The following is a 25,341-nucleotide window of genomic DNA, read 5'->3' as shown; positions in this document are numbered from 1 at the left end:
CCCCGTTGGGGGGGGGGGGGGGGGGGGGGGGGGCGGGGGGGGGGGGGGGGGGGCGGGGCCCCCCCCGCGGGGGGGGGCGCCCGGGGGGGGGCCCCCCCCGCCGCCGTGCGGTCGACGGTCCGACGACCTAGATGAACTCGGCCAGCTCGCGCAGCAGCGCCGCCTTCGGCCGGGCACCGGTGATGGACTTCACCGGCTCGCCGTTCTTGTAGACGATCAGGGTCGGGATCGAGATGACGCCGTACTTGGCGGCGGTCTCCTGGTTGGCGTCCACGTCGAGCTTGGCGATGGTCAGCTTGTCGCTGTGCTCGGCCGCGATGTCCTCCAGGACCGGGGCGACCTGGCGGCACGGGCCGCACCAGGTGGCCCAGAAGTCGACCAGCACGGGCTTGTCGCTGTCCAGGACGTCGGACTGGAACGTCGCGTCGGTGACGGTGGTGGTGGCGCCGGCCACGGGAACTCCTCGGGTTAGGACGGAGGGGGCTGCTGCCAGGAGAACAACGGGCGGGCCCGTTCTGTTTCTGCCTGGCCGGGGCGGGGGTGTCACGTGGAACACAGCACCCCCGCGAGGGTGGGTCGGTGGCCCGGGGGGTCAGACCGCCACGGCGGCGGCCTTGGCCTCCAGGTCGTCCAGCGCGGCCAGGTAGCGCTCGGCGTCCAGCGCCGAGGAGCAGCCGGTGCCGGCGGCGGTGATGGCCTGGCGGTAGGTGTGGTCCACGACGTCGCCGGCGCCGAACACGCCCGGGATGTTGGTCCGGGTCGAGGGGGCCTCGACCTGGAGGTAGCCCTCGGCGTCGAGGTCCAGCTGGCCCTTGAACAGCTCGGTGCGCGGGTCGTGGCCGATCGCGATGAACAGACCGGTGACGGCCAGCTCGCGGGTCTCGCCGGTGGTGGTGTCGCGCAGGGTGACGCCGCTCAGCTTCGGGTCGCCATGGATGGCCTCGACCGCGCTGTCCCACTCGAAGCGGATCTTCTCGTCGGCGAAGGCACGCTCCTGCATCGCCTTGGAGGCGCGCAGGGTGTCCCGGCGGTGGATGATCGTGACGCTCTTGGCGAAGCGGGAGAGGAAGGTCGCCTCCTCCAGGGCGGTGTCCCCGCCGCCGACCACCGCGATGTCCTGGTCGCGGAAGAAGAAGCCGTCGCAGGTGGCGCACCAGGAGACGCCGCGCCCGGAGAGCTTGTCCTCGTTCGGCAGGTCGAGCTTGCGGTGCTGGGAGCCGGTGGTGACGATCACGGCACGGGCCTTGTGCACGTTGCCCTCGGAGTCGGTGACGGTCTTGATGTCACCGGTGAGGTCGACCGCGACGATGTCATCGGGGATCAGCTCGGCGCCGAAGCGCTCGGCCTGGGCCCGCATGTTGTCCATCAGCTCGGGGCCCATGATGCCGTCCCGGAAGCCCGGGAAGTTCTCGACCTCGGTGGTGTTCATGAGCGCACCACCGGCGGTGACGGCCCCCTCGAAGACCAGTGGCTTGAGGGAGGCACGGGCCGTGTAGAGCGCTGCCGTGTACCCGGCCGGGCCGGAACCGATGATGATCACGTTACGGACGTCGCTCACTGCTTCTCCTGGTTCGCATCGCGACCCGCGTTAGCTGCGGGGAGGGCGGTCCTGCTCCGCCGCCCGGGACAACGACTGACCAGTGTCTCGCATTCCCAGGCGGATCAGTACCAGGTGCCCGAACTCCGGAAGCGGCGTGCCGTGCTGGGCGTGGATCGCATGGGAACCACTGGTCAGCGACTGGGAACGCTCTGGTGCAGGACGACCTGGCCGCAGTCGGGGGCGCGCAGGTAGACGTCCACGAGGTCGGGCCGGCCGGGCACCGGGTAGACCAGGACGTCCACCGGGGCGCCGTCGTAGCTGCCCCGGTCGGTGGCCAGCGGGGCGCCGGAGGCGGGGGGCGGGCAGGACGCCGAGGGGGCCGGGGAGGCGGAAGCGGAGGGGGACGGTGAAGCCGGGGAGGAGGGCTCCGGCCGGGCGCCCTCGGCGGGCAGGACGCTCTCGGGCTTGGCCTGCCCGGTCGGCCGCAGCCCCGGAGCGCTCTCCGAGCGGGCCAGCAACTGCTGGATCTGGGTAGCGAGGCGGTCGGCGCGGTAGTCGGTGCCGGCGCTCGCCCCGTGCGGGGCGCGTCCCGGGGCTGCGGCGGCGGTGGTGCCCGCAGGGGCGCCCGCGGTGACCGTGGGGCCGCCGGCCCCGTCGTCGGGGTGCAGCAGCAGCGCCCCGCCGAGTCCGAGGGCAGCCAGGGCGGCGGCGGCGCCGAGCAGCAGGGCGAATCGACGCCGGGGGCGCGGGCGGCCGGGGCCGGTGGCGGCGGCGGGCCGGGCCGAGGGTCGGGAGGGCGGCGTGGAGGGCCCCGTGGCGGCGCGTACGGGCGAGGCCGGGGTGCCGGACCGGCGGGCGGCGGCAGGGGCCTCCTGAGGGCGGGCGAGGGCCTTGCGGTCGTTCCCGGAAGCGGGTGCCGGGGCCTCGGCGGCGGCCTGGGCCAGAGCGGCGTCCAGCCGGTCGGCGATGTCGGCGGGCATCGGCGGGGTCTCGACGCCGCCGAGCAGCGCCTGGACCTCGGCGAGCGCGTCGACGGTCTCGCGGCACTCGGCGCAGCCGACCAGGTGCCGTCGCAGCGCCGCGACGGCCTCGGGGGAGTCGACCAGCCCCTCGGTGAGGTCGGCGAGCCGCTCGACCGGGGGGTGGTCCTCGGTGTGGTCGGGCGAGAAGGGGTTGGCGGTCATCGTGTGCTCGCGTCTCCTTCCAGCATCGTCCGACCGGTGCTCGGGCCTGTCCCTGTGACGGTGCGGGGGGCCGTCGGGTTCCCCCGGGTGCCCCGCACCGGTGGGGCCGAGCCGTGGCCGCCCGGTGTTTCACGTGAAACATCCGGCCCGCCGTCGCTCTCCCGCAGGTGCCGTACGAGCGGGAGCAGCCGCGCCCGGCCGCGCGCGCAGCGGCTCTTCACGGTGCCCACCGGGACGCCCAGCAGCTCGGCGGCCTCGGCGACCGGGTAGCCCTGCATGTCGACCAGGACCAGTGCGGCCCGCTGCTCGGCGGGCAGCTCGCCGAGGGCCGCGGTCACCTCGCGGTGCAGCTCGGCGCGGACCACCGGGGAGTCGGCCGGCTCGGCGGAGCCGACCAGGGTGTCGAGCCGCTGCGGGTCCTCGTCGAGCGGGGTGGTGCGGCGGGTGGCGCTGCGCCGGGCGCGGTCCAGACAGGCGTTGACCACGATCCGGTGCAGCCAGGTGGTGACGGCCGAGCGGCCCTGGAAGCCGGCGGCGGCGCGGAAGGCGGAGACCAGGGCGTCCTGGAGCGCGTCGGCGGCCTCCTCGCGGTCGCCCAGGGTGCGCAGGGCGACCGCCCAGAGCCGGTCGCGGTGCCGGTTCACCAGCAGGCCGAAGGCCTCCTGGTCGCCGGCGACGTGCCGGGCGAGCAACGCCGCGTCGTCGTCCGCCACTGTCACCCCTTGACCTCTGCCGTCGTTCCGGTGCGCGAGCCGTGCGGTCAGCCGGAGACCTTCACCTCGGCGACGTGGCCGCGGTATCTGGTGTCGCCATCCTTGGTCAGACCGGTCAGCCAGATCAAGAGGTAGCGCGTGGTGACCGGGGAGTCGAGGGTGTACTCGACGTTCGTCCCGGCCTTCTTGCCGACGATGCTGAAACTCTCCGGCTTGGCCTGCATCGGGTTGGTGGTGGCGGCCCCGGTGGGCACCCGCAGCTCCGCCGTCTGCTCGCCGCCGAGGAACTGGACGTTCACCGAGGAGACCGACTGCTGGGTGCCGAGGTCGATCAGCAGGCCGGTGCCCGACTTGAGGGCGGGCGCCTTGGGGCCGAACTGGTCGACGTACCAGCCGGTGGTCCAGGCGGAGTTCGGGTCGCCGTCGATGGCCTTTCCGATGCTCTCGGTGCCCTCGGGCCCGTCGCCCAGCGGGTTGTACGACTGCGCCTCCTTGATGGCGATCGGCACCGGGTTGTGGGTGCTGGCGTGCGGGCTCGGCGAGGAGCTGGTGACCGTGGGCTGCGGCGCGGCGGCGGACGACTCGGGATGGCGCAGGCTGCCGACGAACTGCCAGGAGGCGACGCCGATCGCGCCCAGGGCGACCGTCCAGGCGGTGGCCTTGACGACCCGGCGCAGCCGCCGCTTCGTCCGGCGGGAGGCGGTGGGCCGCGACGAGGCGGGCAGCGGGGCGACCGCCGGGTCGGCCACCCGGGTCGGGTTGGGCGCGGTGGGCAGGGCGTGGGTGTTGTGCCGGGGCGGGACCGGGAAGGCGGGCAGCTCCGGCTCGGGCTGGCGGATCCGGGGCATCTGCGCGATCGCCCGGACCAGCTCCTCCGGGGTGGTGATCGGCTCGGCGTGGTGCGGCGGGTGGTCGAACAGGGCCCGTGCGGCGAGCTCGGACAGGCCCTTGTGGACCCCGGCGCGGACCTGGTCCGGCGCGGCGTTCTGGAGGCCCTTCGGCAGGCCCCGGAGGTCGTAGCGGTCCTCCGGGTACGGCCAGCGGTGGGTGAGCGCGGCGAACAGCAGGGCACCGATCGCGCGGGTGTCGGTGCGTTGGGCGTCCTCGGTGGTGCCCTCGACGGGCAGCCCGCGCAGGGCGGCGTCGACCGCGATGCCGTTGATCCGGTACTGGCCGCTGTCGGTGCGCAGCACGCAGCGCGGGGTGAGCCGCAGGTGGGCCTGGCCGCGCCGGTGGGCGGCGGCGACCGCGTCGGCGACCTGGCGGACCATCTGGTACGCCTCGTGCGGCTCCATCGGGCCGTTCGCGAGCAGCTTGGCCAGGTCGGAGGAGTGCGGCAGCCACTCCCGTACGACGTAGACCAGCTCGCCTTCCTGGACGGCGTCCAGGACCTGGACGAAGCGCGGGTCGCCGAGCAGGGCGGCGGACTTGGCCGCGGCCAGCACCTTGCGGGCGCGCTGGTGGCCGGAGGCCATCAGGTGGACGCCGACGGCCCGGCGCAGTTTCTCGTCGACGGCGCGCCAGCTGCTGAAGGTGTCGCTCTGGGAGATGCACTCCTCGAGCAGGTACCGGTGGCCGATCATGTCGCCGCTGCGCCGCTGCGGCGCGGGGAGGGTGCGCGGGAGGGTGGCGGTGTCGCGCGGGTCGACCGTGGGCTGCGGGTCGGTGGGGCGGCGCTTGGCGGGCGCCGGCGCGGGGGCGGGCTTCTTCCGGGCGGAGCCGGCGGCCAGTTCGGCGGCGATCTCCCGGACCGAGAGCGGGGCGGTGATCTCCGAGGTCTCCTCGCTCACGGAGGCTTCCGGGGCGGCGGCCGGCGGGCCCTCCCGGTCGGTGTCCCCGTCGGAGGCACCGTCGGAGGCCTGGCCGGAGGCCCGGTCGGAGGCCCGGTCGGAGTCGTCGTCGGAGGCCTCGTCAGCGTCCCCCTCGACGTCCCCGCTGTTCTCCCCGGGAGCGGCGGCAGCGGTGGAGGCGCCCTTGCCGCCGTCGGCGGAGGCACGCCCGTCGGCGTCCTTCGCGACCGCGAACTCGTCGATCGCCGCGGCCAGCGCGGCTTCGTCCGCCGCCGCGTCAGCTGTTGACGTGTCGACGACCGCCTTGGTGCCATCAGCCACCGTGGTCCTGCCTCCCCTTGTGTCGCCCCGGCCGAGAGTCGCTGGAGCCCGCGGGTTGGCGGCCCTGTGCTCCAGGACAATTGTGCCCACTCTTCTCCACCGGGTACGACCGCTGAGGGGTCCACTCGGTTGCGTACGGGTGGAGAGATGTGGTGCAGATAGGACACCGGGTCGCCATCCGGCCGCCGGGCGGGCCCGGGGCGGCTGGCAACCCAGCAGTCGGCCGGACGAGCCGAGGAGCTGTCCGCTCCGGTTGACGCCCGGTCAGGGCGCCCGCTCGTCCGGCCGTCGAAGGGACGGTCAGCGGCCCAGTCGGCCGCGGACCATGCCCAGCATGGCGTTCAGTTCCTCGATCCGCAGGCGCTTCGCGATCAGCACGAAGACGCTCATCTGCAGGCCGCCCGCCACGACGAGGGCGGCCACGCTACCCGTCCAGCCACCGAGTACCTGCTGGATCCCCAGGCTGGCGCCGAGACCGACCAGCGCGGCCGGGACGCACGCGGCGGCCAGCCGGCTGTAGGTCTTGCCGATCCGCTTGGTGTCCAGCCCGCCGATCTTCTTCTTCAGCTTCGGCAGGGCCACCGCCACCCCGATGGCGTACCCGAGGCCGTAGCCGAACGCCATGCCGGTCACCGTCCATTCGGCGGGCAGCAGCAGCCAGCACAGCAGGGAGAAGGCGGCCTGGCAGACCGCGACCCAGACGGTGTTGGAGAACGGCGTCCGGGTGTCCTCGTAGGCGTAGAAGCCGCGCAGCATCACGTACTGGGCCGAGTACGGGATCAGGCCCAGGGCGAAGGCGGAGAGCATCAGGCCGACGTTGGTCGCGCCGCTCAGGACGCTCGCGTCGCCACCGACGGCGTAGATCGACCGGCCGATCACCGGACCGAGCGCCAGGAAGAGGAAGGCCGCCGGGACGACCGCCACCGCCGTGGTGCGCAGACCGTAGGAGATGTCGTCGCGGACGGCACCGGCATCCTCGTCGGCGGCCGCCCGGGACAGCCGGGGGAGCACCGCGCTCATGATCGAGACGGTGATCACGGCCTGCGGGAGCTGCCAGATCAGCAGGGCGTTGGAGAACGCGGCCAGGCCGACACCGTCGTGACCGGCCGCGGCCGCGGCGGCGCCGGCCTTGGTGGACAGCTGGGTGATCACCAGGTAGCCGGCCTGGTTGGCGAGCACGAAGAAGAACGTCCACTTGGCCAGCCGGGCGGCCTTGCCCAGGCCGTGGCCGCGCCAGTCGAAGCGGGGCCGGTAGCGGAAGTCGGCCGCCCGCAGGTACGGGATCATCGCCAGCGACTGGACGACCAGGCCGATCAGGGTGCCGAGGCCGAGCAGCCGGACGCCCTCGGGCGAGATGGACTCCGGGGTGACGTGGGTGGTGCCGAACCCGCCGTAGACCCAGATGTAGGCGGAGAAGGTGAAGATCACCACGACGTTGTTCAGGACCGGCGTCCACATCATCGCGCCGAACCGGCCGCGGGCGTTGAGGACCTGGCCCATCACCACGTGGATGCCCATGAAGAAGATGGTCGGCAGGCAGTAGCGGGCCAGCGCCACCGTGGTGGCGGCCCGCTCCGGGTTCGCCATCATCGGGTGGGCGATCAGCTGGACCAGCACGGGCGCCCCGAGCACCGCCAGGAACACCACGCCGGCGAGCCCGACCATCACCAGGGTGAGCAGCCGGCTGGCGTACGCGGTGCCGCCGTCCTCGTCGTTCTTCATGCTGCGCACCAGCTGCGGCACGAACACCGCGTTCAACGCGCCGCCGCCGATCAGGATGTACAGCAGGGTCGGCAGGGTGTTCGCCGCGTTGTACGAGTCGCCCATCACGCCGACGCCGATGGCCGTGGTGATCACCATGGTCCGGACGAAGCCGGTGCCGCGGGAGACCAGCGTGCCGGCCGCCATGATCGCGCTGGAGTTCAGCAGGCTCGCGACCTTGCCGCCCCCGCCGCCGGCCGCCGGGGCCGCCGCGCCCGCGGACTCCGGCGGCGCGGCCTGCTCCTCGGCGGCGAGGTCCGCCAGCGGCTCGACCGCCGGGGGCACCGCGACGGCGGCCACCTGCATGGTGGCCTCCTCCTCGGAGAGCGGCGGGTCGAACTCGATCGGCGGCACGAAGGGGCGCTGCCCGTGCGGGCCGGCGTGCTGCGGCTGCCCCGGGTAGCCGCCCATCGGCGGGTACGGCGCGGGGCCGGGCGGCGGCACGGGCGCGCCGGGCGGCACGGCTCCGTGGGCACCCGGCGGGGTGGTCTGCGGGGCCGGGGCGGGCTGCGGTACCGGCGGCGGGGCCGCGGCCTCCGCCTGGCGGCCGCCGAACAGCGCGTCCACCCCGACGTACTCGGTGGTCTCGGAGTCCCAGGCGGAGTGCGCCGGGCCGGGCTCCCACTGCTGCTGCGGCTGCTCGGCACCGCCCCACGGGCCGCGGGCCGGAGCCGGGGCCGGCTCCGGCTGCCAGCCGGCCTGCCCCGGGGTGTCCCAGCCGGGCTGCACCGGTGGCACCGGGGGCGAGAAGTGGTCCGCCGCCGGGTAGGGGGCGGGCGGCACCGGCGTCGGATAGCCGCCGCCCTGCGGCGGCAGCTGCGGCGGCACGTCGTACGCGGCGGCCGGCTGCTGCGGCGCGGCCGGTCGGCCGGCCCGCAGACCGTACGGGTCCTGGCCGTCCTGCGGGTTCCCGTACGCGTCGGCCGCGTACGGGTCCTGGGCGTAGGTGTCGGCCACGTACCAGTCGCCGGACGGCGACTCGGCACCCGGCCGGCTCTCACCGCGGCCCGGCTGCCGCTCCTCGCTGCGCCCGGTCATGTCACCTCTTCGCTGTCGTGGGGGAGGCCGGCCCGGCGTCACGGGGGGTCGGCGGTATCAAGGACCAACCTTCTCATCACTGGCGGCCCGATCCCGGCCATCCGGGCTGCTGCCGCGCGGTGTCTGCGCGGGAGCGTCACCAGCGGCGCCGCCCGCCGGCCCCTCCCCGTCGGCCCGGGCGGCGGCTTCGGACCCCTCGGCCCCGTCCGCCTCGTCCGCCTTGTCGGCCGTCGGCTCCTCGGCCGCGGCCCCGCCCGTCGCCGGGGCGTCCCCGACCGGCTGGTCGCCGTCCTCGTGCGGCTCCCCGCCCCGCCGCTTGCGCTGGCGCATGAAGCGCAGCGCGGCCAACAGCAGCAGCAGGCCGGCGCCCGCGAAGACGTACAGCACGCCGTTGGTCACCGAGGTGACCTGCACCGTGAACGGCTGGGCCGCACCGTACGGCCGCGAGTCGGGGCCGGTGGTCCACAGCTGGGCGGTCATGCCGACCGGCCCGTTGTTGTGCGCCTCGGCCTGGAAGCGGAGGGTGGCGCTCTGCGAGGCCGGGAGGACCAGCTCCTCCTCCCGGCGCACGTTCAGCCGGTTCGGCTGGGTCGAGGTGAGCACCAGCTTCAGGTTGGTGACCGCCTGGGTCAGGTCGTTGCGGACGCTGACCTGGAGCAGACCGGTGTCGCCGGCCAGCGTGACCACGGTCTTCGGCGGCACCTGGACGGCCTTGGTCAGCTCCTGCAGGTACTGCGTGACGCCGGCGCGGTAGGCGCCGCCGGCCGCGGCCTGGCTGCGCCACTCGGTGGACAGCGACCGGACCATGGCGGCGTTGAACGGGCCGCGCACCCGCTGCGGCAGGGTGAGCACCCGCATCAGCGTGTCCAGGTCGTACTGGATCTTGTTGGTGCCGATCAGATCGGCCGCCGACAGCTCCGAGGCGCGGGCCTGGGTCGGGTAGTCCGCGGCCGCCGGGACGCCCGTGTTGGCCTTCTGGTCCGCCGGGGCCTGGGCCACCGCGTCCAGCTTGACCGGGGAGATCCACTTGGCGGACGCCGCCTGCAGGGCGCTCGCCAGCACCTTCGCGGTGTTGACGCTCAGCTCGCGGGGCGGCATGACCAGCAGGCCGCGCTGGTTCTGCGGCTGCTCGTGGGTGATCGCGAAGGTCTCGGCGAGGAAGCGCTGGGTCGCCTCGGTCTGGTCCTTCGCGCTGCTCAGGTCCCTCTGGAAGAGCCCGGAGACCGTCTCGTCGGCGACCACGGCGCTCTGCCCGTTGCCGATCGGGCGCACCGCGGTCGGGGTGTAGTTCAGCGAGTCCGGCTCCGGCAGGCTCGCCCCGTTGGCCAGCACCAGGCCGCTGCCCGCCTGCTGGGCGAGCCCGGCGATCTGCTGGTCGACGTAGCCCTGGTACGGCCAGGCGACATCGGAACGGGTGTCCACGGAGAGCCGGCCCTCGACGGTCAGCCGACCGGCCGTGGCGGCCTTGTTCAGCGCGGTGGTCATGCCGGGCAGGTCGGCGCCGTTGTGGGCGATCGACGCGAGGTCCGGGTCGGCGTACGGCAGCGCGACCACCTGGCTGTCCGGCTTGGCGACCGCGGCCCGCAACTTGTCCAGCCAGGCGGTGGCGGCGGCCGAGCCGTTGTTCACGACGGTGTTGTCGTCCCTGGCCGACTTGCCCGCGGACTCGGTGCCCGGCTTCTGCACCCGGTACGGCTTGGTCATCGCGAACGCGGCGTCCAGCAGGTCCGGGTCGACCACCCAGGTCAGCCCGGACAGCTTGGAGCCGGTGTCGACCAGCTCGTACAGCCGGCCGCCCGGGGCGAACTCGGCCGCCAGGCTGTCGTCGCGCAGCACCGGGACGGACTGGTCGTTGTCGGCGACGGTCTGCGCGGCCAGCACCGGCGCGTGCACCAGCGGCCAGAGCGTGGCGACCTTCGTCGGCTGCGCCTCGGCACCGCCCGGGTTGTACGGCAGGAAGCTCCGGGCGATGCCCAGGGCCCGGTCGTGCGAGTTGTCGGCGGTCGAGCCCCAGGCGTCCACTGCGAGCTCGTACACCCCGCTCGAGGACAGCCCGAGGTCGTTCACCGCGACGCTCAGGGTGTACGGCAGGGTCTGGCCGGGGTTCAGCTCCGGCAGGGCGTACTGCGGGCTGTCCAGCTCCACGCCGTCCTTGCCGTCCGGCGCGGAACGGCCGGCCACGTTCGCCAGATCGCTGCGCCGGTCCAGCGGCTTGCCGGAGAAGGGCTTGCGGACCGCCGCGTGGGCGCCCTTGAGCGCCGACTTGCCGGCGTTGGTGACGTGCCCGGTGATCGTCACGGTGCCGTTGGGGGCGGCCACCTGCGGGGCCAGCGACTCGATGGTCAGCACCACCGGGTACTCGGCCGAGGCGATGTCGCCGCCGGCCGGCAGCGCACCGGCCGGAGCGGCCGTGAAGAGGGTCAGGGCGGCCGCGCAGGCGGCGGCGAGGCGCAGGCCCGCCCGGCGCACCGGATGACGCCCCTCGGCCGGGCGTTCGGCCCGTCCAGGCTGTCGGTGCGCCCCCAGGCCCGAGTGCCGTGCCGGCTCGCTCACTCGCTTCGCCCTCGCCGTTCTCGATCGCTCGCTGCTGATGCTGTTCGTCCCGTCCGGCGCGGTCCGCCCGACGGTCTTCGCTTGGACACCGTGTCCCCTGTCCGGTGCCCGAGACCCGTCCACCGGCATGGTAACGATGCAGCCCGCGGTGCAGTGTTGCGGGCTGTGGGAAGAGACGCCCAAAACGCGCGGGCGGTTGACCTGCCGGGGCACGTACCCTTGTGAGCCGTGTCCACTGCCAATGAGCCCACCGCGCGCACCGATCGTCCCAGCACCGCCCTCCAGGCCGTACCAGGCCTGAGCGAGGCCCAGACCCTGGGCCTGCAAGAGCTGCTGCGGGTGTCGCCGGTCGCCGACGAGATCGCCGACCGCTTCCAGGCAGCCGGTCACCGGCTGGCGCTGGTCGGCGGCTCGGTCCGGGACGCGCTGCTCGGCCGGCTCGGCAACGACCTGGACTTCACCACTGACGCCCGCCCGCAGCAGGTGCTCAAGCTGGTCAAGGGCTGGGCGGACGCGATCTGGGACGTCGGCATCGCCTTCGGCACCGTCGGTGCCCGCAAGGACACCCCCGAGGGCTCCTTCCTGATCGAGATCACCACCTACCGCTCCGAGGCGTACGACCGCACCTCCCGCAAGCCCGAGGTGACCTACGGCGAGACCATCGAGGAGGACCTGGTCCGCCGGGACTTCACGGTCAACGCGATGGCCGTCGACCTGCCCGGCCGCGGCTTCGTCGACCCCCACAACGGCCTGGAGGACCTGGAGGCCCGGGTGCTGCGCACCCCCGCCACCCCCGAGGAGTCCTTCTCCGACGACCCGCTGCGGATGATGCGGGCCGCCCGCTTCGCCGCCCAGCTCGACTTCGAACCGGCGCCCGAGGTGGTCGCCGCGATGACCGCGATGGCCGAGCGGATCACCATCGTCTCGGCGGAGCGGGTCCAGGCCGAGCTGAACAAGCTGCTGCTGGCCAAGCACCCGGTGAAGGGCCTGCGCCTGCTGGTCGACACCGGCCTGGCCGGGTACGTGCTGCCCGAGCTGCCCGCACTGCGGCTGGAGCGCGACGAGCACCACCGGCACAAGGACGTCTACGAGCACTCGCTGACCGTCCTGGAGCAGGCCGTCGACCTGGAGCAGGACGGCCCGGACCTCACCCTGCGGCTGGCCGCGCTGCTGCACGACATCGGCAAGCCGCGCACCCGCCGCTTCGAGTCGGACGGCCGGGTCTCCTTCCACCACCACGAGGTGGTCGGCGCCAAGATGACCCGCAAGCGGATGCGCGAGCTCAAGTACTCCAAGGAGCTCACCGAGGACGTCTCGCGCCTGGTCGAGCTGCACCTGCGCTTCCACGGCTACGGCGGCGGCGAGTGGACCGACTCCGCGGTGCGCCGCTACATCACCGACGCGGGGCCGCTGCTGGAGCGCCTGCACAAGCTGACCCGCTCCGACTGCACCACCCGCAACAAGAAGAAGGCGGCCGCGCTCTCGCGCACCTACGACGGCCTGGAGACGCGGATCTCCGAGCTGAAGGCGCAGGAGGAGCTGGACGCCGTCCGCCCGGCGCTGGACGGCAACCAGATCATGGAGCTGCTCGGCCTCAAGCCCGGTCCGCAGGTCGGAAAGGCGTACAAGCAGATGCTCGAACTACGGCTGGAGCACGGTCCGATGGAGCACGACGAGGCGGTCGCGGCGCTGCGCGCCTGGTGGGCCGAGCAGCAGCAGGGCTGACGCCGGCTCCGGCTCCGGCTATGGGTCCGGACCGGCTCCGGACACGACGCGAGGGGTGGTCCCGGCACTCGGCCGGGGCCACCCCTCGCGTGCTGCGGCGGGCTGCTTGAGCTGCGTGAGCTACTTGAGCTTCTTGAGGCAGAGCACGTAGTTCAGGGCCGGGAAGTTGGTGTAGGTGCGGGTGTACCAGCTGTCCGCCTTCGGCTGCTTCTCGCAGACCTTCTCGTCGGACGTGGCGAGGTACTTGTAGATCACCTTGTACTGCGCCGTGGCGTCGGTGCAGGGCAGCACCGAGACCTTCGGGTGGGTGTCGGTGGTCGCGCCGGCCGGGCCGTTGTCGTTGTGCAGGCAGTCGCCCGCCTTGGCCGAGTCCACGGCGTCCGTGTCGTCGGTCGGGGTGGTGACCGGCGGGAGGGTGATGCTCGGCACCGACGGGATCGTGAAGGTCGGCGAGGGGAAGGCCGGCGGCGGCGAGGGCGTGAAGGTGAAGGAGGAGGGCGTCGGCGCCGGGGCCGCGGTGATCGGGTCGGACGGGCCGTTGTCCTTCGTCGGGCCGAGTACCCCGGTGGCGGCCAGGACGATGGTGACCGCCAGCGAGACCGGCACCACCAGCATCGCGATGTGCGGACGGCGCGTCAGCGGGACGCCCGGGTCGAGCTGCGGCCCGTGGCTGCCCGGGACGGGCGGCTGCAGCTGCTTGAACCGGTTGTGCGGGCCGAGGTTCAGCAGCAGCGTGATCGGGGTCAGCAGCCACGACACCAGGCTCCACCAGCCCTGGACCAGCGTCCGGGCGGACATGTCGCGCACGGTGGCCGTGCCGCAGGTGCGGCAGAACGGGCCGGACATCCGCAGCATCCGGTAGGCCACGAGCAGGCCCTGGTGGCCGCGGACGGTGGCGTTCACCGCCGGGTAGCCGCCGCAGAACCGGCAGGTCAGACCGTCCGTCGGGCCCTGCGGCGGGTACCCGTAGCCGGGTGCGGGCTGCGGGTAGCCGTACGGCTGGCCGGGCGGCGGCGGGGCGCTGGGGTACCCGTACCCGGGCTGGCCGGGCGGCGGGGGCGGGGCGCCGTAGGCGCCGCCGGAGGAGTAGGGGTTGCCGTCGCCCGGCGGCGGACCGTACGGCATCTGGGGCGGAGGCGGAACGGACAAGTGGTCCCCCGGGGACGGAGTGGCGGAAGAGTTCAGGACTTCTTCACCGGCGGGAGGCCGGTGGTGGCGGGTGCCATCGGACCGAGGCAGAGCACGTACCGCTTCTTGTTCCAGCGGCGGCCGCTCTTGCCCGAGACGGCACTCGTGGTCTGCGGCGTCTGCTTGCAGCGGTTCACGTCGGTGGTGCCTTCGAACTTCGACAGTACGCGGTAATTCGCTGTGGAATCAGTACACTTGGCGATTTCGACAGAGCGGGAGCCGCTCACCCGCACACAGTCGCCGGGCTTGGCACTGCTGACGCTCGGCCCGGCGACGAAGTACCCGACCGCCAGGGCCACGCAGCCGCCCGCGAGGCCGACCATCTTCAGCTTGGAGATGCCGCTGCTCTTCTTGGCCGCCGGCGGTGCGCTCGGCGTCGGTGCGGCAGGCTGCGGGTAGCCGTACGCCCCGGCCGGCGGCTGCTGTCCGTACGGTGCCTGCCCGTAGGGCTGCTGCTGCCCGTACGGGGACTGCCCGTACGACGGCGGCTGCCCGTACCCGGCCGGGGCCGGCTGCGGGGGCTGCCCGTAGGCGGGCGGCGGTCCGTACGGGGCGGCCGGCGGGGGAACCGGCGCACCGTACGGCTGTACGACCGGTGGCCCGTACGGATTGGGCGGTGTGCTCATCAGTTCGTCCCCCGAGACAGAGTGCTGTCGCTCCGACAGGTCTGACACCTTAGCGACTCGGTCGGACGCCATCGGTCCCGAGTCCCGGGGGATGTGTGGAGAGACGGTCAGGGGTGCGGTCGGCGGCGGGCGGCGCGCAGGTAGACGACCGCCGTGCCGGCGTACACCGCGGCGACCCCGACGACCACCGGGACCGAGCGGCCGGACAGCGGCAGCACCAGTGCGGTCACCATGGCGGCGGCCACGAAGGCGACGTTGAACAGCACGTCGTAGATGGCGAAGACCCGGCCGCGGTACTCGTCCTCGACCGACTCCTGCACCACGGTGTCGGCGCAGATCTTGGTGCCCTGGGTGACCACTCCGAGCAGCAGGGCGGCGATCAGGCACGGCACCAGCGTGAAGCCCAGGCCGAGCGCCGGGACGAAGACCACCGGGGCGACCAGGCAGGCCGTCATCCAGCCGGTCAGCCCGAGCTTGCGGGTGCACCAGGGGCTGACCACCGCGGCGACGAAGAACCCGGCGGCGGAGAGGCCGACCGCCTGGCCGAGGGTGACCAGGCCGGCCGCACTGTCGGTCGGGTCGTTGAAGGTGTATCGGGCGAGCATCACCACGACCACGATCAGCACGCCGTAGCAGAACCGGGCCGCGGTGACGGCGGCCAGCGCGTGCACGGCGGGGCGGCAGTCCCGCACCAGGTGGCGGACGGCGGCGCCGAGTTCGACGGTGGCCCGCACCAGCGCCTGGCCGAGTGCCGGGCGGTCGGCGTGCTGCTCCGGGCCGAGCAGATCGCGGTCCATCCGCCGGGCGGCCAGCGCGGCCGACAGGTAGAGCAGCGAGGCGACCGTGACCAGTGCGGCGTCCGCGGTGGGGCCCGGGGTCATCACCTGGTGCAGCAGGAAGCCGATGCCCCCGCCGCAGGCGGCGGCGACCGTCCCGAGCGTGGGGGAGAGCGCGTTGGCGGTGACCAGTCGGTCCTGCTCCACCACCCGGGGCAGGGCGGCGGACAGGCCGGCCAGGATGAACCGGTTGAGCGCGGTGACGAGCAGGGCCGACGCGAAGAACAGCTGGGTCGGCGCCTTGGCCAGGAGCAGCGCGCCGGTGCCCAGGCCCAGCCCGAAGCGGGCCAGGTTGCCGAAGTACAGCACCTGACGGCGGCGCCAGCGGTCCAGCAGCACCCCGGCGAACGGGCCGATCACCGAGAACGGCAGCAGCATCACAGCCAGCACCGAGGCGATGTCGGCGGGGGAGGACTGCTTCTCGGGGGAGAAGACCACGTAGGCGGCGAGCGAGACCTGGAAGACGCCGTCGGAGAGCTGGGAGAGCACCCGGGCGGTCAGCAGCCGCCGGAAGTCGCGGCCCCGGAGCAGATCGACGAGCGTGGCGCGGTGCGCGGACTGGTGGGTGCTGCCGTTCTCGGTGATCGCCACCCGCCCAGAGTGCCATGGAACCGGTTGCTGTTTCACGTGAAACATTGGCCGGAAAATGGTGAAGAGCCCACGATCCGGTGATCGTGGGCTCTTCGGAGCGGCTACGCGCGGCTAGGGGCCGTCAGCTCAGCGCTCGACCTCACCGCGGATGAACTTCTCGACGTTGTCGCGGGCCTCGTCGTCGAAGTACTGGACCGGCGGGGACTTCATGAAGTACGAGGAGGCCGACAGGATCGGGCCGCCGATGCCGCGGTCCTTGGCGATCTTGGCGGCGCGCACGGCGTCGATGATGACACCGGCGGAGTTCGGGGAGTCCCAGACCTCGAGCTTGTACTCCAGGTTCAGCGGGACGTCACCGAACGCGCGACCCTCCAGGCGGACGTAGGCCCACTTGCGGTCGTCCAGCCAGGCCACGTAGTCCGAGGGACCGATGTGGACGTTGTTGGAGCCCAGCTCGCGGTCGCGGATCTGCGAGGTGACGGCCTGGGTCTTGGAGACCTTCTTGGACTCCAGGCGCTCGCGCTCGAGCATGTTCTTGAAGTCCATGTTGCCGCCGACGTTCAGCTGCATGGTGCGCTCGAGGAGAACACCGCGGTCCTCGAACAGCTTGGCCATCACGCGGTGCGTGATGGTGGCGCCGACCTGGGACTTGATGTCGTCACCGACGATCGGCACGCCGGCCTCGGTGAACTTGTCCGCCCACTCCTTGGTGCCCGCGATGAACACCGGGAGGGCGTTCACGAAGGCGACCTTGGCGTCGATGGCGCACTGGGCGTAGAACTTGGCGGCGTTCTCGGAGCCCACCGGCAGGTAGCAGACCAGGACGTCGACCTGCTGGTCCTTGAGGATCCGGACGACGTCGGCCGGGGCCTCGTCGGACTCCTCGATGGTCTCCCGGTAGTACTTACCCAGGCCGTCGAGGGTGTGGCCGCGCTGGACGGTGACGCCGGTCGGCGGCACGTCGCAGATCTTGATGGTGTTGTTCTCGCTGTTGCCGATGGCGTCGGCCAGGTCGAAGCCGACCTTCTTGGCGTCGACGTCGAAGGCCGCGACGAACTCCACGTCACGGACGTGGTAGTCACCGAACTGGACGTGCATCAGCCCGGGGACCTTGCCGGCCGGGTCGGCGTCCTTGTAGTACTCGACACCCTGCACCAGCGACGCGGCGCAGTTGCCCACGCCAACGATGGCTACGCGAACCGAACCCATTTCCGGTTGCTCCCTGTGATCTCATGAGGACCGCCGGAACCGGCGGAACTCGTCCTGCTTCTTCGATGACTGCTTGTAAGGGCGCGAGGCGCCCACTCCTTCCGCGCGGCACAGGGCTGGCGCGGTGTCAGCGCTCCTGGGCGGAGCGCCCCGGGCGGTCGTACGGTGGCCCGGACGGGTCCGAGGACCCGGTCTCCTGGCCACGGCCGTCCGAAGTCTTGGGGGGTACGGCGGTGGAGTCGCCGCCGGTGGCGGGACCGGTCCGGCCGGTGCGGTTGGACCGCTCGGTCTCGATCAGCTCGTTGAGCCAGCGGACCTCGCGCTCCACCGACTCCAGTCCGTGCCGCTGGAGTTCGACGGTGTAGTCGTCGAACCGCTCGCGGGCACGGGCGAGCGAGTTGCGCATCCGCTCCAGGCGCTCCTCCAGCCGGCTGCGGCGTCCCTCCAGGACGCGCATCCGGACGGCCCGGTCGGTCTGGCCGAAGAACGCGAAGTGGACGCCGAAGTGCTCGTCCTCCCAGGCGTCCGGGCCGGAGTCGGCGAGCAGCTCCTCGAAGCGCTGCTTCCCCTCGGCGGAGAGCCGGTAGACGATCTTGGACCGCTTGCCGTTGAGCGCGGTGGCCGGGACGTACTCGACGTCCGGGTTGTCCTCGACCAGGAAGCCCTGGGCGACCAGGCTCTTCAGGCAGGGGTAGAGCGTTCCGTAGGAGAGTGCCCGGAACGTACCGAGCAGGATGTTGAGCCGCTTGCGCAGCTCGTAGCCGTGCATCGGGGCGTCATGGAGCAGGCCGAGAACGGCGAACTCCAGCACTCCTGAGCGCCTGCCCACTGCCGTGGTCCTCCTCCCTCTCGGCCCTCGTCCGGCCGCTGCATCCGGCGGTATTCCGCTTCGATGTATCGGCTCGATATATCGAGAACAGTAAACCCGACCCCCGGAACGGGCAAGGGGGGCACGCGTGAATGTGATCACAAGCCGACGCGCGGGTGAGGTTGGCAACGGCCGTGTAATGATCTGTCGCCGTTTTGCGGTTATTGGCGACTGATGCCCGATTAGTTGTATTTCTGTGCTGCGTACCCTGTCGCGTGTGCACGAAGACCACCTCCGGGGTTAGGGCGGTTTGCGGGCATCGGACGTGAACCCCTGCCTTCAGGCTGGAGACGCCTGGCGAGGAGTGGCTGGAAGATGAGCGAACGACGGCGAAGGACGCCCGACCCGGGCGGTGACGGGCAGCAGCCCCCGGGAGGCGGCGGCCGTCGGGGAGGGCCGGGTCCCGACGAGTTGAACTCGGACGGGATCGGGCGCCGGCGCCCGCCGGGCGTTCGGGAGACCGCCCGGCAGCCCCGGATGACCCGTGCGGAGATGCGCAAGGCCGGGCAGAAGAAGGACAAGGGGGGCGGCCGGAGCGGTGCCGCCGCGGCTTCCGCCGCGGCCGCCGGGCCCGGCAAGAAGCGCTTCATCGACTACCCGCGGTTCGGCAAGACCGGGGTGCGGCGCTGGCTGCCGTCCTGGAAGCAGTGGCTGAGCGGCTTCCTGCTCGTCTTCGGCTGCTTCGTGGGTCTGGTGTTCTACCTGTACCAGACCACCGAGGTCCCGGAGCTGAACAAGCTGGTGCAGGGCCAGAACACGATCTACTACTGGTCGGACGGCTCCGAGATGACCCGCAAGGGCCAGACGAACCGTCAGATCGTCGAGCTCTCCGACATCAGCCCCAACCTGCAGAACGCCGTGATCGCGGCGGAGAACCAGGACTTCCGCACCGACAGCGGCATCGACCCCAAGGGCATGCTCCGCGCCGTCTACAACATGGCGAAGGGAGGTGAGACCCAGGGCGCCTCGACCATCACCCAGCAGTACGTGAAGAACGCCTACCTGAGCCAGGAGCAGACCCTCAGCCGCAAGGTGAAGGAGTTCTTCATCACGCTGAAGATCAACCAGCAGAAGGGGAAGCCCGAGATCCTCAAGGGCTACCTGAACACCAGCTGGTTCGGTCGTGGCGCGAACGGGGCCCAGGCCGCCGCCCAGGCTTACTACGGGGTGGACGCCAAGGACCTCAACCTCTGTCAGAGCGCCATGCTGGCGGGCCTGCTCAAGGGCGCGGCGTACTACGACCCCACCAACCCGGCCAACAAGGACCGGGCCCAGGGGCGTTGGTCCTGGATCCTCGACAACATGGTGAAGACCAAGGCCGTCACCGCCGAGGAGCGGGCCAAGTGCAGTGCCTTCCCGGATCCGATCCCGCTGAAGCCCAGCTCCAACATGAACGGTGAGATCAGCTACCTGGTCGACACCGCCAACAAGTACGTCATGAACAACGACAAGACGATCACCCAGCAGGTGATCGACAAGGGCGGCCTGAAGATCTACACGACCTTCGAGAAGGACAAGGTCGACGCCCTGAAGAAGGCCGTGGACGACGTCAAGGCGGAGAACCTCAACCCGCAGAAGCGCCCGGACAACGACACCAACATCCAGTTCGGCTCCGCCAGCATCCGCCCCAGCGACGGCGCGATCATCGCCCTCTACGGCGGTGACGGCGTGGAGAACGGACACTTCGACAACAACGCCGACGCCTCCGGCGTCCAGGTCGGCTCGACCTTCAAGCCCTTCGTGCTGGCCACCGCGATGCAGGTCGGCGTGCAGACCGCGAAGGGCGACGACGGCAAGCCGAAGCGGATCAACGCCGACAGCCGCTACCTGGCCGACGACATGTCCGAGATCCGCAAGCCGGACGGCTCGCTGGTGATCGGCGACGACGGCAAGCCGTACCACCAGAAGAACGAGGACGCCAGCAAGCACGGCTACGTCTCGCTGCGGCAGGCCATGCAGTACTCGTACAACGTGCCCTTCGTCCAGCTCAACCAGGACGTCGGCGGCCAGAACGTGGCCGACATCGCGGTGCAGATGGGTGTCAAGAAGGAGAGCCTCGCGGACCCGAAGACCGCGACCTTCCCGCTCGGCACCTCCACCATCAGCCCGATCCGGATGGCTACCGCCTACGGCACCCTGGCGGCCAGCGGCAAGGAGTCCGAGCCGTACTCGGTCACCAAGGTCGAGCTGAACGGCGTGGACCGCCCGGGCTTCGGCAAGAAGGACGCCAAGGTCGCGCTGGAGCCGACGGTCGCCGACAACGTCACCGACGTGCTGGTGAACGTGGCGGCGAAGGGTACCGGTACCAAGACCAAGGACCTGGGCCGCCCGGTCGCGGGCAAGACCGGTACCACCGACCAGAACAAGTCGGCCTGGTGGGTCGGCTACACCCCGCAGCTGGTGACCAGCGTCGCGATGTGGCGCGAGGACCCGAACAAGCACGAGCGACAGTCGCTCAACGGCACCGGCGGCAAGGAGTCCATCCACGGTGGTGACATCCCGACCGATGTCTTCACCCGGTACATGAAGGTCGCGCTGGCCAACGAGAAGAAGCTGGACTTCCCGACCCCGCAGCCGGTCGGCACCGAGGTCGACTCCTCCGGTGCGCCGTCCACGGCCACGCCCGTGCCGACGCCGACCATGAGCGACAGCCCAGCGGCCCCGACGCAGACCCAGCCGCCGGCGCAGCCCACCCAGCCCCTGCCGCCGCAGCCCACCCAGATCTGCGTGCCGGGCGTGGACTGCCCCGGCGACCCGCAGCCGACCGCGACGAAGACCAAGACCCCGCACCCGACCAACAGCTGCCTCCCGGTGATCGGCTGCCCGACGCAGCAGCCGACGCCTACCGACAGCTCCACACCGGGTGGCGGCGGCAAGCCGACCGGCAAGCCGACGTCGACGCCCACCGGCGCCCCGCCCGTAGGGGGGTAGCACCCCCGACGTGAAGCGCCGACGGCGGTGGCGGTCCTCCTCGGAGGGCCGCCACCGCCGTTTTCGTCGGGTTTCGCGGACCCGGCCGCCCGCGGACCTCCGCAGACCGTTGCGGGGTCCTCCTCGTCCCGGCGCGGATGGTGCGGCAGGATGTCCGGCATGACGTCGAGCGATCGTGACGAAACCGCCGGACCGGCCGGGCCCGGCGCCGCCGCAGGGCCCACCCCGGCAGCCGTCGCCACGGCCGCGCCGCTGCCCGACACCGTGGTCGTTCCGGCCGACGAGGACCCGGTGGCGGCGGCCGGCAGCGAGGTGATCGGCGGGCCGCCCGGGCGCCGGGCACTGCTCGGCGTCTCCTGGTGGATCCCGGCGCGCTTCCTGGCGCTCGCGGTGATCGTGGTCTCGGTGCTCGGCATGGCGCAGAAGCTGCCCTGCTACGAGCAGGCCTGGTTCCAGCCGGGCTCGCCGCAGTACATCCACTCCTGCTACAGCGACATCCCGCACCTGTTCTCCGGACGCGGCTTCGCGGCCGGACTGCACCCGTACGTGGACCGCATCCCGGGCTCGTCGGGGGACCTGCAGTACCTCGAGTACCCGGTGCTGACCGGCCTGTTCATGCAGGTCGCGGCCTGGCTGACGCCAGGCGGGGGCAACCAGCAGAGCCAGGAGCAGTGGTTCTGGGCGATCAACGCCGGGCTGCTGATGGCCTGCGCGGTGGTCGCGGTCGTGGCGCTCACCCGCACCCACCGCCGCCGTCCCTGGGACGCGCTGCTGTTCGCGCTCGCGCCCGTCCTGCTGCTCAACGGCACGGTCAACTGGGACCTGCTCGCGGTCGCCCTGGCCGCCGTGGCGATGGCCTGGTGGGCCCGCTCCCGGCCGGGCTGGGCCGGCGTCTTCATCGGCCTGGCCACCGCCGCCAAGCTCTACCCGGTGCTGCTGATCGGCCCGCTGCTGGTGCTCTGCTGGCGGGCCGGCAAGTGGCGCGAGTTCCGGGTGATGCTCGGCGGCGCGGTGGGCTCCTGGCTGCTGGTCAACCTGCCGATCATGCTCGCCAACTGGCAGGGCTGGTCGACCTTCTACGTGTTCAGCAAGCACCGCGGCGAGGACTACGGCTCGTTCTGGCTGATCCTGATGCAGACCCGCGGCGTCGGGCTGGCCGACCTCGACCTCTACATCGGCGTGCTGATGGTGCTGGGCTGCCTGGCCCTGGCGTGGCTCGGCCTCTCGGCGCCGCGCCGCCCGCGCTTCGCGCAGCTGGCCTTCCTGGTCGTCGCACTGTTCGTGCTGGTCAACAAGGTGTACTCGCCGCAGTACGCGCTCTGGCTGCTGCCGCTCGCGGCGCTGGCCCGGCCGCGCTGGCGGGACTTCCTGATCTGGCAGGCCTGCGAGGTGCTCTACACGCTGGGCATCTGGTCCCACCTGGGCTTCGTCACCGGGCCCAAGCAGCACGGGATCGGCGAGGCCTGGTACCACTTCGCGATCGCGCTGCACCTGATCGGCACGCTCTACCTGGTCGCCCTCGTCGTCCGCGACGTCCTCTACCCGGACCGCGACCCGGTCCGCTGGGACGGCAGCGACGACCCCTCCGGCGGGGTGCTCGACCACGCCCCGGACGTGTTCGTGCTGGGCACCGCCCGGCGGCTGCGCGAGGAGGAGACCTACGCCGCGTACGCGCCGGCCGGCCCCGAGCAGTGGCTCGGTGAGCCGGAACTGTCGGAGCCGGCCGAGAAACCGTGACCCGTCCCGCTGCTAGCGGTCCACCACGCGGTCGAAGTGCGTGGTGGTGTGACGGACCTGGAGACCGAGCTCCTCGCCGATCGCGGGGGCCCCGGTCTCGCCGTCCAGGAACAGCAGCGAGACCTGCATGTGCGGCGGCTCGGCGAACCAGAGCTGCTTGCCGGCCCAGTGGAACGGCGACTTGGTCTTGTTGACCGTCGCCAGACCGGCCCGGGCGATGCCCTTGGCCCGCGAGGCCATGCTCTGCACGTACTTGGGCGCCTCCAGGCCGATGCCGTGCGCGGTGCCGCCGGCGACCACCAGGATGTGGCCGTCGGCGGGCGCCGGGTGCTGGCGGTAGCCGTAGCGGTCGCCCTTCTTCACCGGGGTGACGTCCAGGACGGTGGCCCGGACCTCCAGCGCGGCGTGGTCGCCCAGCCAGAGCCGGGTGCCGATCCGGGCCCGGAAGACGGTCTCCGGGTAGCGCTGGGCGAGCTGCTCCATGCCGGCCGCGCCGAGGTGGCTGACGAACACGGTGTGGACCGGGATGCCGGCCGCACGGGCGGTGTCCACCCAGTACGCGACCTCCTCGACCGGGCTGGAGCCGTCCGGCCGGTCCATCGGCAGGTGCAGCGCCAGGCCCTCGAAGCTGACGCCCTCGAGCTCGGCGGCGACGGTGCTCAGGTCGGCGGCGCTCACACCGTGGCGGCGCATGGTGGTCATGCACTCCAGCACCACCCGGGTGCCGTGCAGCGTCCGCAGGGCGTCCACACCCGCGACCGTGCGGATCACCCGGGCGTGCGGCATCGGGAGGACCTCCTCGCCGACCCGGTACGGGGTGAGCACCAGCAGCTCGCCGCCGTACCACTCGGCGGCGTCGGCCGCCTCGTACGCGGTACCGACGGCGAGCACACCGGTGCCCAGCAGCGTCGCCTCCTCGGCCAGCCGGTGGTTGCCCAGGCCGTAGCCGTTCCCCTTGGCGACCGGCACCAGGCCGGGGAACTCGGCGAGGACGGAGCGCTGGTGGGTGCGCCAGCGTTCGGTGTCGAGGTAGAGCGACAGCGTCATCGGGTCAGCCTCCTCAGCGGCGGGACATGTAGAGGTCGAGGGCCTTGTGCAGCAGCTTGTTGAGCGGGAAGTCCCACTCGCCGAGGTACTCGGCAGCCTGGCCGCCGGTGCCGACCTTGAACTGGATCAGGCCGAACAGGTGGTCGTTCTCGTCCAGGGTGTCACTGATGCCGCGCAGGTCGTACACACCGCCGCCGAGGGCGTAGGAGTCGCGCATCATCCGCCACTGGATGGCGTTGGACGGCTTGACCTCGCGCTTGTGGTTGGCCGAGGCGCCGTAGGAGTACCAGACGTGCTCACCGACCACGAGCATCGTGGTGGCGGCCAGCGGCTCGCCCTCGTGGTAGGCGATGTAGAGCCGCATGCGGTTCGGGTCCTCGGCGGTGAGGGCCTTCCACATCCGCTGGAAGTAGGACAGCGGGCGCGGGGTGAAGCGGTCGCGCTCGGCGGTGACCAGGTAGAGCTGGTGGAAGATCGGCAGCTCGTCGTAGCCGCCCTGGAACACCTCGACGCCGCTCTTCTCGGCCTTCTTGATGTTGCGACGCCAGAGCTGGTTGAAGTTCTTGTGGATGTCGTCCAGCGAGCGGTTGGCCAGCGGCACCTGGAAGACGTAGCGCGGCTGGACGTCGCCGAAGCCGGCGCCGCCGTCCTCGCCCTGCAGCCAGCCGGCCTTGCGCAGCCGGTCGGCCACCTCGAAGGCGCGCGCCTCGTACCAGTCGGCCTCGACGTCGCGCAGGCGCTTGGCCTGCTTGGCGGCGATGGCCTCCTTGATGGTGGGGGCGTTCCAGCGGCGGATGACCACCGGCGGGCCCATCTTCACCGAGAACGCGCCCTGCGACTTCAGGTGCGCCAGCATCGGGGAGAGCCAGCGGTCGAGGTCGCGGTCGAACCAGTCGATGACCGGGCCCTCGGGCAGGTAGGCGAGGTAGCGCTTGAGCTTCGGCAGCTGGCGGTAGAGGACCAGTCCGGCGCCGACGAGCTGGTCGGCGTCGTCGAACCAGCCGATCGACTCGGACCGCCACTCGGCCTTGACGTCGCCCCACGACGGCACCTGCATGTGGCTGGCCGAGGCGCGGCTCCTGATGAAGGCGAGGTGCTCCTCGCGGGTGATCGTCCTCAGGCGCAGGCTCATTGCTCGGTGCTCCTCGTCGGTCGGGCTGCGGTGGGCCCCGGGTTCTCGGGCTGACCCTACCGTCCGGGGCCCTCGGTGCCCCCGTCGCGGCGGGCACGACGGCGCCCCCGTCGGGTACCTGTCCTCTTGCAGATACGCGGCGGGGGCGCCGAGGGTTCCGGAGGGGCCGGGGCGGTCCGGCCCCGGAGTCGCCGGCTCAGCCCCAGAGGCCGCCCCGGGCGATGCCGAGGTAGAAGCCGACCGCGGAGGCGCCGAGCGTGATCATCAGGACGAAGCGCTCGGCGGTGGTGACCGAGACGAACATCCCCCAGAGCCCCGTGATGATGCCGGCCAGGCCGGTCCACGAGGTCATCAGATGCAGGTTGTGGAAGAACGAGGTGGTGAAGGCGATGACGCCCAGGACGGCGGTGAGCGCCACCAGGGTGTTCTCGCGGGGGTGCGGGTGGCCGTCGGTGTTCAGCGTGAGCGCGGGCATGCGGTGGACGGACTGGGCCATGAGTCCCACCTCCTGGCGTGGAGACGAACGGGCAGGAATCCCGTTCCGTCCAGAT

General features: G+C 72.1%; 18 protein-coding genes. 3 read left to right on the top strand and 15 right to left on the bottom strand.

From position 1 onward, the window contains the following. Positions 1–127: 127 nt before the first annotated feature. The 7 genes from trxA to ACIBEC_RS37135 all read right to left on the bottom strand — a co-directional run bounded on the left by trxA (position 128) and on the right by ACIBEC_RS37135 (position 10,816). A complete protein-coding gene (gene trxA / locus ACIBEC_RS37165; RefSeq protein WP_360502507.1) occupies positions 128–454 on the bottom strand; it encodes a thioredoxin in 327 nt (108 codons plus the stop codon). 138 nt (positions 455–592) lie between these two features. Then, positions 593–1,558 carry a thioredoxin-disulfide reductase gene (gene trxB / locus ACIBEC_RS37160; RefSeq protein WP_360502505.1) on the bottom strand — a complete coding sequence of 322 codons (966 nt, stop codon included), beginning with the start codon at positions 1,556–1,558 and terminating at the stop codon, positions 593–595. Positions 1,559–1,731: 173 nt separating this feature from the next. After that, positions 1,732–2,724 (bottom strand): hypothetical protein, encoded by a 993-nt coding sequence (locus tag ACIBEC_RS37155; RefSeq protein ID WP_360502502.1) that lies wholly within the window; start codon positions 2,722–2,724, stop codon positions 1,732–1,734. Further along, positions 2,721–3,437 carry an RNA polymerase sigma factor SigM gene (gene sigM / locus ACIBEC_RS37150; protein WP_360502500.1) on the bottom strand — a complete coding sequence of 239 codons (717 nt, stop codon included), beginning with the start codon at positions 3,435–3,437 and terminating at the stop codon, positions 2,721–2,723. The genes ACIBEC_RS37155 and sigM overlap by 4 nt, the downstream gene beginning before the upstream one ends. Positions 3,438–3,484: 47 nt before the next feature. Next, positions 3,485–5,548, bottom strand: a complete 2,064-nt coding sequence (locus ACIBEC_RS37145) for a serine/threonine protein kinase (protein ID WP_360502498.1) — start codon at positions 5,546–5,548, stop codon at positions 3,485–3,487. Positions 5,549–5,848: 300 nt separating this feature from the next. Next, a complete protein-coding gene (gene murJ, locus ACIBEC_RS37140) occupies positions 5,849–8,347 on the bottom strand; it encodes a murein biosynthesis integral membrane protein MurJ (RefSeq protein WP_360502495.1) in 2,499 nt (832 codons plus the stop codon). Between the two features lie 57 nt (positions 8,348–8,404). Beyond that, complete coding sequence (locus ACIBEC_RS37135; RefSeq protein WP_360502493.1) at positions 8,405–10,816, bottom strand: DUF6049 family protein; 2,412 nt, start codon at positions 10,814–10,816, stop codon at positions 8,405–8,407. A 312-nt stretch (positions 10,817–11,128) separates the two neighbouring features. On the opposite strand from ACIBEC_RS37135, the gene ACIBEC_RS37130 reads away from it, so the two are divergent. Beyond that, positions 11,129–12,625 carry a CCA tRNA nucleotidyltransferase gene (locus ACIBEC_RS37130; RefSeq protein ID WP_396289928.1) on the top strand — a complete coding sequence of 499 codons (1,497 nt, stop codon included), beginning with the start codon at positions 11,129–11,131 and terminating at the stop codon, positions 12,623–12,625. 120 nt (positions 12,626–12,745) lie between these two features. Here the strand turns inward: ACIBEC_RS37130 and ACIBEC_RS37125 are convergent, their stop codons facing one another. The 5 genes from ACIBEC_RS37125 to ACIBEC_RS37105 form a co-directional block, all read right to left on the bottom strand. Then, the gene (locus ACIBEC_RS37125; protein WP_360502490.1) at positions 12,746–13,774 is read right to left on the bottom strand and encodes a hypothetical protein; all 1,029 of its coding nucleotides are present in this window, start codon (positions 13,772–13,774) and stop codon (positions 12,746–12,748) included. Between the two features lie 32 nt (positions 13,775–13,806). After that, positions 13,807–14,439 carry a hypothetical protein gene (locus ACIBEC_RS37120; protein WP_360502488.1) on the bottom strand — a complete coding sequence of 211 codons (633 nt, stop codon included), beginning with the start codon at positions 14,437–14,439 and terminating at the stop codon, positions 13,807–13,809. A 107-nt stretch (positions 14,440–14,546) separates the two neighbouring features. Continuing rightward, positions 14,547–15,866: an MFS transporter gene (locus tag ACIBEC_RS37115; protein ID WP_360502485.1), complete on the bottom strand. Its 1,320-nt coding sequence runs from the start codon at positions 15,864–15,866 to the stop codon at positions 14,547–14,549. Between the two features lie 126 nt (positions 15,867–15,992). Further along, positions 15,993–17,075 carry an inositol-3-phosphate synthase gene (locus ACIBEC_RS37110; protein ID WP_360502482.1) on the bottom strand — a complete coding sequence of 361 codons (1,083 nt, stop codon included), beginning with the start codon at positions 17,073–17,075 and terminating at the stop codon, positions 15,993–15,995. 127 nt (positions 17,076–17,202) lie between these two features. Then, a complete protein-coding gene (locus tag ACIBEC_RS37105) occupies positions 17,203–17,904 on the bottom strand; it encodes a PadR family transcriptional regulator (protein WP_360502480.1) in 702 nt (233 codons plus the stop codon). A gap of 516 nt (positions 17,905–18,420) precedes the next feature. On the opposite strand from ACIBEC_RS37105, the gene ACIBEC_RS37100 reads away from it, so the two are divergent. Continuing rightward, positions 18,421–20,874: a transglycosylase domain-containing protein gene (locus tag ACIBEC_RS37100; RefSeq protein ID WP_360502478.1), complete on the top strand. Its 2,454-nt coding sequence runs from the start codon at positions 18,421–18,423 to the stop codon at positions 20,872–20,874. Between the two features lie 159 nt (positions 20,875–21,033). Continuing rightward, entirely contained in the window at positions 21,034–22,611 is a 1,578-nt protein-coding gene (locus ACIBEC_RS37095) for a glycosyltransferase 87 family protein (protein ID WP_360502476.1), read from the top strand. A gap of 12 nt (positions 22,612–22,623) precedes the next feature. Here ACIBEC_RS37095 and ACIBEC_RS37090 read toward each other — a convergent pair whose 3' ends face one another. From ACIBEC_RS37090 to ACIBEC_RS37080, 3 genes are all read right to left on the bottom strand, one after another. Beyond that, positions 22,624–23,658 (bottom strand): alanine racemase, encoded by a 1,035-nt coding sequence (locus ACIBEC_RS37090; protein ID WP_360502474.1) that lies wholly within the window; start codon positions 23,656–23,658, stop codon positions 22,624–22,626. Positions 23,659–23,671: 13 nt separating this feature from the next. Continuing rightward, entirely contained in the window at positions 23,672–24,790 is a 1,119-nt protein-coding gene (locus ACIBEC_RS37085; RefSeq protein WP_360502471.1) for a peptidoglycan bridge formation glycyltransferase FemA/FemB family protein, read from the bottom strand. Positions 24,791–24,986: 196 nt separating this feature from the next. After that, positions 24,987–25,286, bottom strand: a complete 300-nt coding sequence (locus ACIBEC_RS37080) for a hypothetical protein (protein WP_360502469.1) — start codon at positions 25,284–25,286, stop codon at positions 24,987–24,989. Positions 25,287–25,341: the final 55 nt, after the last annotated feature.

This window comes from Kitasatospora sp. NPDC051164 (genome assembly GCF_044455625.1).
Taxonomy (GTDB): Bacteria; Actinomycetota; Actinomycetes; order Streptomycetales; family Streptomycetaceae; genus Kitasatospora.
This window is presented reverse-complemented; position numbering and strand designations above follow the sequence as displayed.